Origin of the sequence: uncultured Faecalicoccus sp. (assembly GCF_944327125.1) — a bacterium.
Lineage (GTDB): Bacteria > Bacillota_I > Bacilli_A > Erysipelotrichales > Erysipelotrichaceae > Faecalicoccus.
Window position 1 is genome coordinate 1 of record NZ_CALVGO010000047.1, and the last position, 9,628, is coordinate 9,628.

Genomic DNA, 9,628 nt, shown 5'->3' on the forward strand with positions numbered 1-9,628 from the left:
CTTACATAGACACTTGGGTCATTATAAGTTACGATTCCTAATGCATCACACATCGTCGGTTACTCCCCTTTCTTTACACGCTTGGAAACAAGCAAAATTTCTTCACTGTCCGGTGATCCTACAACGGCACCGGCGTCGATCTTTACCCCGTCAGCGACAATGGCACGGTAGACTTTTGCTCCTTCACCAACACTGACACCCGGCATCAAGACAGCCTGTTCAACAACAGCGTCTTCATCCACTGTCACATCATTGAAAAGCACAGATTCCACAACGTGTCCGCGAATAATGGCTCCCTGATTGATATAACAGTTCTTTACACTTCCAGTTGGACTTACGTAATGAGGAAGTGTCGGTACATCTTCTGTATAGATCTTCCATTCTGGATCGTCCAGGTTCAATTCATTCGTTTTGGTAAGCAGATCCATGTTGGCTTCCCAGAGTGAATCGATTGTTCCAACATCCTTCCAGTAACCATTGAACTGATACGCCTGAAGTTTCTTTCCCTGATTCAGGAATGAAGGAATGATGTCTTTTCCAAAGTCATGATGACTACCTTCTTTATTCATATCCGCGATCAATTCTTTACGCAGATCCTTCCAGTTGAAAATATAGATTCCCATGCTGGCAAGATTTGATTTTGGATGTGCCGGCTTTTCTTCAAATTCAACGATTCGTCCTTCATCGTCTGTATTCATGATTCCAAAACGGCTGGCTTCTTTCATCGGTACCGGTAAAACGGCAATTGTACAAGCCGCATCCGTTTCCTTGTGAAGTGAAAGCATGTCTGCATAATCCATTTTATAAATATGATCTCCAGAAAGGATTAAAACATGCTCCGGATCGAATGTATCAATAAAGTCAATATTTTGAGTGATTGCATCCGCAGTCCCCTGATACACATCAAATTTTGTTCCATCTTTTTCGCGAGGCGGAAGTACATACACACCGCTTCCCCTTGTATCCAGGCCCCATCGCTGTCCGGCACCGGCATAGGCGTTCAACATAACGGATTCGTATTGTGTTAAAACGCCTACGACTTTGATTCCTGAATTTGCACAGTTACTCAAAGGAAAATCGATGATTCGATACTTACCACCGAAGTAAACGGCTGGTTTTGCGTTTTTCTTGGTCAGCTCCAATAAACGCGTCCCACGCCCACCCGCTAAAATCATCGCGAGCATATTATTTTGTTCCATAACCATCCTCCTATACTACATAGTGTTTTACTTAATTTTTAGTATACCACTTTTTCATGAAAATTAAATGATATTTTCATCAAAATGTATGCGCTATCATCATTATTTACATTCTTTTTACAAGAAAAAAGAACCTGGCAACCAGGTTCAAATTATTATTCACTGCGTAAAGCTTCCACCGGATCTTTTCGGGAGGCAATACCGCTTGGAATCAAACCGGCAATGACAGTCAGCACCAAACTGATCAAAACTAAGATCACGCCGCCCTGCCAAGGCAACGACGCAATATGAGCGACTCCCGTCAGATTTTCCACGACCATGCTGATAGGAAGATTCAACAGAATCGTGATCAAGATCCCCATACACCCGCTGGTTAGTCCAATGATAAAAGTTTCTGCATTGAACACATGGGAAATGTCCTTTTTGGAAGCCCCGATGGCTCGTAAAATACCAATTTCCTTTGTTCTTTCCAAAACCGAAATATAGGTAATGATTCCAATCATAATACTTGAGACAATGAGTGAAACCGAAACAAATCCAATCAATACATACGATATCATATTGATCACATTGGATACACTGGTCAACATCATTCCAATAAAATCATTATACGTGATCACATTGGCTATGTTGTCTTCCTTTTTCTGTTTTTCATTATACTCATTGATCAAATCGCTGATGGCTTCTTTGTCTTCAAAACTGGAAGCGTAGATACTGATCTTTGTTGGAGAGTTCATATCGACATATCCCAGTTTCTGCAAATTGGATTCATACGTTGCGTTAAGATTGTCATTGTATGTACTGATATAAGCCATGAGTTCTTCCTGGGACATGGATGCCAGCGCCATCTGTTGTTCCGGCGTCAAATCTTTCATTTTGATTTCTTCCCCCTGAGAGAATTGAGTTCCCGTAAACACGTTGATATCCGGATTTTCCAGCTGTTCTTCTACGATTGGTGAGAGTTTACACTGTTCAATCATATAATCCCGCATAGCCGAGGAATAATAAACGCCACCCATGGTCGAAGTCGACATCGTATTTTCCGCTGGAGTAATGATCCCGACGATCTTGACATCTATAGCGTTGTTCAATGCTTCATCAACATACTCTTCGTCTTCGGATCCATCGATCCACACTCCATTGACTTTATGATACAGATCACTGTTTTTGACCAGTTTGAATGTTGTATTCAACAATTCATCATACGTATAAGTAACCTGTTCACTGGTTTTGATTTCATCGGTATTTCCCGCCAGCAATTCCTGATAGTTTTTTACCAGTTCATCCTGATCCATCAGACCTAGAGAATAAAGGACATAGTCTGAGATCTGATTTTTATCATTAACTTCGATCACAACTTCGTTATATTCTTCCGGCCATTTTCCATCCACCAGCTCATACTCATCATCCCAAAGTTTTTTATTTTCCGGCAAAGAAAGCCAGACTTCATTAGACATCATGGAAGCACTGCTGGACATAAACTGATTCTGCAGATTCATCAGATCGGAATATCCCAGGCGATCAAGTAAGCCATTAGGAGAAACTTGCACCAGACCTTTTTCTCCCATATCGTTATAAACATGAAGACTCAGTCCATACTCATATTCGATGGCTTTGGTATGACTTACCAGCTCTTTTCCTTCTTTACCTGTCAGATAAGATTTGAATGCACCCAGGTTATTCTGTGTGGAATTAGAGATGGAATTAAGAATATCGTTAATGTAAGGCATGGACTCCACTTCATCCTCTTTGACATTCGATTTCTTTTTATCGCCCTGCATATTCATCATGGTCTCCATCATTGTCGACATATCCATGGTACTGTCCTGGATCTCAATAGGATAACTGGCCATCGTATCACTTTCAACCTGATTGATATAAGTCTGCACCCCGTTGGATAAAGATAAGATCAAAGCAATCCCAATGATTCCGATGCTTCCCGCAAAACTGGTCAGAAGGGTCCTTCCCTTTTTTGTCAGCAGGTTATTAAAGCTTAACGAAAGAGCTGTTTTAAAAGACATCCCTGTTTTTTTCAGATTTTCTTTTGAAACCTGGGTATCCTCAAATTGAACAGGATCACTGTCGTCCTGCACAACCCCATCAAACAATCGAATGATGCGCGTTGAATACTGTCTTGCCAGTTCTGGATTGTGAGTCACCATGATCACCAGCCGATCTTTGGCAATCTCTTTTAAAAGCTCCATGATCTGCACACTGGTTTGGGAATCCAAAGCGCCTGTCGGTTCATCCGCCAGTAAAATATCCGGGTTGTTGATCAAAGCTCTGGCAATGGCTACACGCTGCATTTGTCCCCCTGACATCTGGGTTGGCTTTTTATCCAGCTGATCTTCCAATCCGACCTTTTTTAAAACTTCTATGGCTCTTTTCCGTCTTTCTTCTTTTCCCACACCTGTTAGTGTCAAAGCCAGTTCCACATTGCTCAACACACTCTGGTGAGTAATCAGATTATAGTTTTGGAATACAAATCCCACACGATGATTGCGATAGGTATCCCAGTCTTTATCCGTATAGTTTTTCGTGGATCTTCCATTGATGATCAAATCCCCGCTGGTATACTGATCCAAGCCTCCAATGATATTTAAGAACGTTGTCTTTCCGCATCCACTTTGCCCTAAGATCGAAACAAATTCACTGTCTCGAAATGCCAGGGAAACATCTTTGAGTGCATGCACAACATTCGTACCTGTATCATAATCTTTCACAAGATGACGAACTTCTAACATAGATGACCTCCTTGAAATATCATTTATTATACCATTTGTTAAGTACCTTAACAATAATAGACGATCTTTCTTGTTTATTTACATTTTGATAAATGCTTTGCTTTCCGTTCAACAAATAACTCAACAAAACAACAAGAAAAGAACACGGTAAAAATGAAAATCCAAACCATTCTATACCCAAAATCAGAGGTGTCATAAAAGTATGTGTCGATGAAGCAAAAAAAGCTACAACGCCTAATGCAGCACCAAATGAAGGATCGATTCCCAAAATAGAAGAAACAACCGATCCAAATGCCGCACCAACAGTAAAAATCGGCATAACTTCTCCCCCAACAAATCCACTGGCGGCACATAAAATCGTGAGTGCTGCCTTTAAGATCCAGTCATGAGATAAAAACATTTGTTCATTGATTAGATTCTGTCCTGTATTAAAATACCGTTCATTGCCTATCAAGATATAACAAGCCACCAAAAGTAGGCTGCCGATAAGCACTCTGGCGTATGGAGAAGAAAAAAACTTTTTGAATCCCTCTTTACAAAGTTGAAACAAAAAGGCAAACAATCCGCCTGCCAAACCCGACAAGATTGACAGAAAGATCAAAGAAAGCTGAAAATGAGATTCAAATTCAAAAGGCAATAGAAATGTTTCCATTCCCAGCAAATATCGAATTCCATAAGCGGAAAAACTGGAAAGAAATACAAGAAAAAGATTATTTAAATTTTTTGTCTTAGTATCAAAGATTTCCAAAGAAAAGAATGCCCCCACTAGAGGCAAACCAAACAAACCGCTGAAACTGGCGGCAATATATGGTGTGATATCATAAGTCAGCGAACGAAAAAAAGAAAGCTTTCTTTCTAAAAGATCTCCTATCGAAGCACCGATCTGAATAGCAGCTCCGGTACGACCGGTACAAGCACCAAAAAGATGTGAAAGCATCGAAGAAAGCCATGTCAATGGAGCCAGGAATTCAGGAAGAGTTTCGATTTGGTTTCTCTCTTTTCGAAATAAAAGTCCTACACCCAGATTGGCATTCTTTCCTAGAGATTCATACAGATAGACAATCACCAACCCTGCTAAAGGAAGACCTAAAATCATCCAGAAGCCAAAATATTCGCGGATCTTAATCATTGTATCGATCCCTATCGAAAACAAACAAATCAAAAATCCGATTACTGCACCGCAAAAAATACTGTAAATTGTCTTAAATGCCATACCTTCATTATAAAAGAAAAGACATGGTTGTCCATGCCTATTCTTCCTTCAAAGTATATTCTGTTTTCCAGAGTCCGTGTAAATTACAATATTCGTAAACCGTGACTTTCCCTGATTTGCCTTTCATGCAGAAATGAACCTGCGGCTCCATCTCCGGCGTCAAAACTTTTTTCTCATAGGATCCATCTTCAAATTCTACCCAAACCGCATTGATATAGTGTTCCGGTGTCATTGGATGTGGTACGCTGCCTACCTTTACGATCAGCTTATGTCCATCCTGTTCAACAACAGGAACATGTTTCTCCATTGCCCCGTCCGTTTCGCCGGCTTTTAATTCACGGAACCCTTCTGGAATATGACCATTCTTAGGTTCTAATACCACTTCAAATACAGCACCGCATTCATTACATTTTAAAATCTTCATTATGAAGTCCTCCTTTATATTGACATTATATCCTTAACTTTTAAAATATTCTATGAATATGCCTGAAATCATAAAACTTTTACAATGTACCCCCAACATTCTTCGCTTTATGCCGCAAAAAGACATTACTCTGAATGAATTGCAGAGCCTTTTTCATATGTCCAGAAAGCACTGGAACCAGCACACGGATTTTGATCAAAAACAGCTTCAAAAAAATAAGATCTATACGCTTTCATTCAAGGCCGTTTCAAGTCATGTTGCCTTATCCGATAAAGAAGTCACCATCGTTTATGAAGATATGTTTTGTGTGGTTGCCTTTAAACCTTGTTTTCTTCTGGTACACAGCGATGGAAATGAAGAAGATACCTTACAGGCCCGTGTTAATTCTTACCTTCAAAAAGAAGGGTGGATCTATCCTTGTCAGGCCATCCACCGTATCGATAAAGAAACCAGCGGTCTGGTACTTTTTTCAAAGTTTCCTTTCTTTCAGCCTTATTTTGATCACCAAGTTGAAAGTCATATACTTGAAAAAGAGTACCAATGTTTTGTAAAAGGACACTTTCCCAAGAATATAAAGGTCATAGAAAAAAACATAGGAAGAGATCGTCATAATGCCAAAAAAATGCGAATATCAAAAAACGGAAAACCAGGCATGACCAAGATCATAAACTGTGAATATAAAAAGTACTCAAGCTTACTGACGATTCAGATCAAAACGGGAAGAAAACATCAGATTCGAGTGCACCTTTCCTCTTTAGGATATCCAATCCTCAACGATTCTCTTTATGGAACCGTATATGATCAAAGAGGGTTGCTTCTTCAAAGTACAAGGTTAAGTTTCTATTCGCCGTTTCAAAACGATAAGATCATGGTAGTCAGTCCTATCGATAAAAGAATGTCTGAATCATTGTCCAGATCGTATACCCTTTCCAGTAACTGATCAAAATGCCAATGCTGAGAAAAGATAAAAATGGAACCATTTTTTTCTTTGAAATGAAAGAAAAAATGATTGCGGTTAAAACGGCTGTAAAACACGCCACCATCATACGCTCGATTCCTAACACGGCTCCAAAGTAATACAGGTAAAAAACATCGGCTATTCCGATCCAGTCTTTATGCCATAAATGGATCCCTGTTGATGGAATCCCATAAAGTAAGGCTCCCCAAAGAGAAAGTGGTTTATCCAAAACAAACATCCATAAAAGAATCAGTGCAAAGCTGGGGATACACCATTTCCAAGATAAATAATAGGTATAGAAATCTTTAAGGAAAAGAGCATATAAAAAAGTAAGAAACGCCTGGGAAAACCACCATGTCGTTTTGGAGACAAAAAGACACTGCAAGAATGTAATCAAAACAAAGACAACATCGATCCAAAGGTCCTTCTTTTTCAGAGAGATTTGTTTGAAACTATGAATGCTTATCCACGATCCTATCCAGAAAAAAAACTCCATACCTAAAAGTATAGAGCTTTTTTCTTACCAAATCCTTACCCCTCATAAGAAACAATAGAAATGGTTTCAATGGTGATATCCTCCAAAGGTTTATCCTGATCATCGGTCTGTACACTGGCAATCGCATCCACAATATCAATGCCTTTAAAGACTTGACCAAAAACAGTATGACCTCTTTGAGGCTCAAAGACATTATAGGCTCCATCCAGACTTGGATTTCCTCCCTGGCTTTGATAGATGGATTTGTAAGATTCATCCACAAGATCCATATTCATAAATGTATAGCCATAGTAGTTTTCGATAAGTTTTTTGTCTTCCTCATCCATCTCTTTGATTTGTTCATAGTAAGCTTCCATATCTTCCCAATAAGAGGCATCAACAGGCCCTGCCTGATTGATAAAAAACTGACTGCCATTGGTGTTGCTTCCTGAATTGGCCATAGATAACGATCCTTTTAAATTCAAAGCATCTTTACTGAATTCATCGTCAAATTCTTCTTTCCAAATACTCTGACCTCCGGTTCCGTCTCCATTCGGATCTCCAGACTGGATCATAAAATCAGAAATGACCCGATGAAAAATCAAGCCATCATAATACCCATCCAAAGCCAATTTCTTAAAATTGTATACAGCTTTGGGGGCAACTTCAGGAAAAAGACGAACATAGATGTCTCCAAGATTGGTGGATATAACGGCAATCTCTTCCCCTTTTTCTGGCTTTTCCAGTTGATCTTCCAAAGCAGAAGGCTCGAACGCACTGAAATCTTCCAAGTCGACGACTCCATTGGAATCGTTCAAGACCGATACGGCCGGATTTTCAGTAGATTTACTTTGACAACCGCTTATCATCATACAAAAAGCGCAGCCTAATAAAACAAAAGTTGATCTTAATTTCACTTTATCCCTCACGTTCTTATTCTATCGTATATAAATTATAAATTGCCAGCTGATCTGTCAACTGGCAATTTTATCTCTTAAGCTTGTTCAATCATGTAATCCGGATCGTTAGGGATCGGTTTATAGACAATTTTCAATAAAACCGGTGTAATGATCGTAGTGAAGACCACACAGAGCAATACCGGTGTTACAAAGATCTGTGGGAAGATTCCTAAAGCCATTCCTTTATTGGCAACGATCAAAGCCACTTCACCTCGAGAAATCATACCACATCCAATCCGCATGGATTGTGATTTAGAATACCGGCACAATAAGGCGCCTAACCCGCAGCCAAGAACTTTTGATATCACGGCCACAGCACACAGAAGAAGAATTAAAATCAAAAGTTCTGTGGTGAACTGGAGCGGTTCCAGTTTTAAACCGATACTGGCAAAGAAAACGGGTGAAATCAATAAATAAGAAAGAGTTCCAATTCGCTTGGTCACATAGGAACATTGGCTGGTTCCTGAGATAATCAGGCCGGCAACAAAGGATCCGGTAATATCGGCAACGCCAAAGAAAGCTTCCGATACATAAGCCATGATCAGGGCAAAGGCAAAACTAATGATGGAATAGCGCTGCAGGCCGCCTCTAGAATCGTGATCAAACCACCAGGAGAAGGCTTTGTGAAGGACAAATCCCACCACGATGGCAAAGATAAAGAACAATACGATCTTCAATAAAACGACACCGACATTGACCGAACTGTCTGCCAAACCAGAAACCAAAGTTAAAGCGATGATTCCCAATACATCATCAATAACGGCTGCAGCCAGAATCGCATTTCCGCTGGTCGTTTTCATGGCTCCCATTTCTTTTAAGGTTTCAACCGTGATTCCTACCGAAGTAGCCGTCAGGATCACGCCCAGGAATAAGTTCCCTAACCACGCTTCTGGTCCTACATTATATATAGCACCTACCGCATAGCCCATTCCTAATGGAACCAGTACCCCTAAAACCGCAATCACCAGCGCTTTGAGACCGGCTTTTTTCAAGTCGGTGATACTGGTTTCCAATCCGGCACCAAACATTAAAACGATTACACCGATTTCGGATAATGAAGAAATCAAATCGCTGGGCTGCACCAGATTGAATACGGCTGGTCCCAACAAGATTCCCGCTAACAATGCACCGACTACAGAAGGCATGCGAAGTCTTCTGGTAAATAAACCAAAAACCTTGGTTCCTAACAGAATCAGCGCAATATCTAACAAATAGTGATAGCTCTCCATATCTAAACTCCTTTTTTAATACAGGGAGCATTATAACTCTTTCAGAGTTTTCTTTTCAAGCCTTGAAAGGTAAATTTGGTATTAAGAAATCTTTCTGCGGAAGATCCAGTTCAACATTTTGTATCGATATTCGATAAGCGCAAAGAATATAATTTTTTTTCGGTCCCTGATACCCGTATTTATGATCTCCCGTCAAAGGGTGGCCGATAAAAGCCATACTGGCGCGAATTTGATGAAAGCGTCCTGTCTTCAATAAGACCTGAATCAAAGAACCATTGGGATTGGAATCCATAACGTGTACATCCATGCTCGCTTCTTTATAGCCTTCTTTGTAAGACCTGGAAACCAGGGCTTTGGTCTGTTCTTTCTTTATAAAACAGGTAATACTAAAATCTTTTTGTGAAAATGTCCCTTCTACAACCGCATA

General features: G+C 40.0%; 9 protein-coding genes. 1 reads left to right on the forward strand and 8 read right to left on the reverse strand.

The annotated features are described in order from the left end of the window. Positions 1-59: 59 nt before the first annotated feature. From Q0K03_RS05965 to Q0K03_RS05980, 4 genes are all read right to left on the reverse strand, one after another. A complete protein-coding gene (locus Q0K03_RS05965) occupies positions 60-1,199 on the reverse strand; it encodes a glucose-1-phosphate adenylyltransferase (RefSeq protein ID WP_297238753.1) in 1,140 nt (379 codons plus the stop codon). Between the two features lie 155 nt (positions 1,200-1,354). Continuing rightward, positions 1,355-3,943, reverse strand: coding sequence for an ABC transporter ATP-binding protein/permease (locus Q0K03_RS05970; RefSeq protein WP_297238755.1), 2,589 nt, complete (start codon positions 3,941-3,943; stop codon positions 1,355-1,357). A gap of 19 nt (positions 3,944-3,962) precedes the next feature. Continuing rightward, a complete protein-coding gene (locus Q0K03_RS05975; RefSeq protein ID WP_297238757.1) occupies positions 3,963-5,156 on the reverse strand; it encodes a chloride channel protein in 1,194 nt (397 codons plus the stop codon). 37 nt (positions 5,157-5,193) lie between these two features. After that, positions 5,194-5,580 carry a desulfoferrodoxin family protein gene (locus Q0K03_RS05980; RefSeq protein ID WP_297238759.1) on the reverse strand — a complete coding sequence of 129 codons (387 nt, stop codon included), beginning with the start codon at positions 5,578-5,580 and terminating at the stop codon, positions 5,194-5,196. A gap of 58 nt (positions 5,581-5,638) precedes the next feature. Here Q0K03_RS05980 and Q0K03_RS05985 point away from each other — a divergent pair, with 58 nt between their 5' ends. Then, a complete protein-coding gene (locus tag Q0K03_RS05985; RefSeq protein WP_297238761.1) occupies positions 5,639-6,520 on the forward strand; it encodes an RluA family pseudouridine synthase in 882 nt (293 codons plus the stop codon). On the opposite strand, the gene Q0K03_RS05990 is transcribed toward Q0K03_RS05985, so the two are convergent. The 4 genes from Q0K03_RS05990 to Q0K03_RS06005 form a co-directional block, all read right to left on the reverse strand. Further along, on the reverse strand, positions 6,462-7,034 hold the full coding sequence (locus Q0K03_RS05990) for a prepilin peptidase (RefSeq protein ID WP_297238763.1): 573 nt from the start codon (positions 7,032-7,034) through the stop codon (positions 6,462-6,464). The genes Q0K03_RS05985 and Q0K03_RS05990 overlap by 59 nt on opposite strands. Before the next feature lie 35 nt (positions 7,035-7,069). After that, positions 7,070-7,930 carry a peptidylprolyl isomerase gene (locus Q0K03_RS05995; protein ID WP_297238765.1) on the reverse strand — a complete coding sequence of 287 codons (861 nt, stop codon included), beginning with the start codon at positions 7,928-7,930 and terminating at the stop codon, positions 7,070-7,072. Between the two features lie 77 nt (positions 7,931-8,007). Continuing rightward, entirely contained in the window at positions 8,008-9,201 is a 1,194-nt protein-coding gene (locus tag Q0K03_RS06000) for a cation:proton antiporter (RefSeq protein WP_297238767.1), read from the reverse strand. Positions 9,202-9,256: 55 nt separating this feature from the next. Continuing rightward, positions 9,257-9,628: pseudouridine synthase (locus tag Q0K03_RS06005; protein ID WP_366774994.1), on the reverse strand; the 372-nt coding region annotated here is incomplete at its 5' end.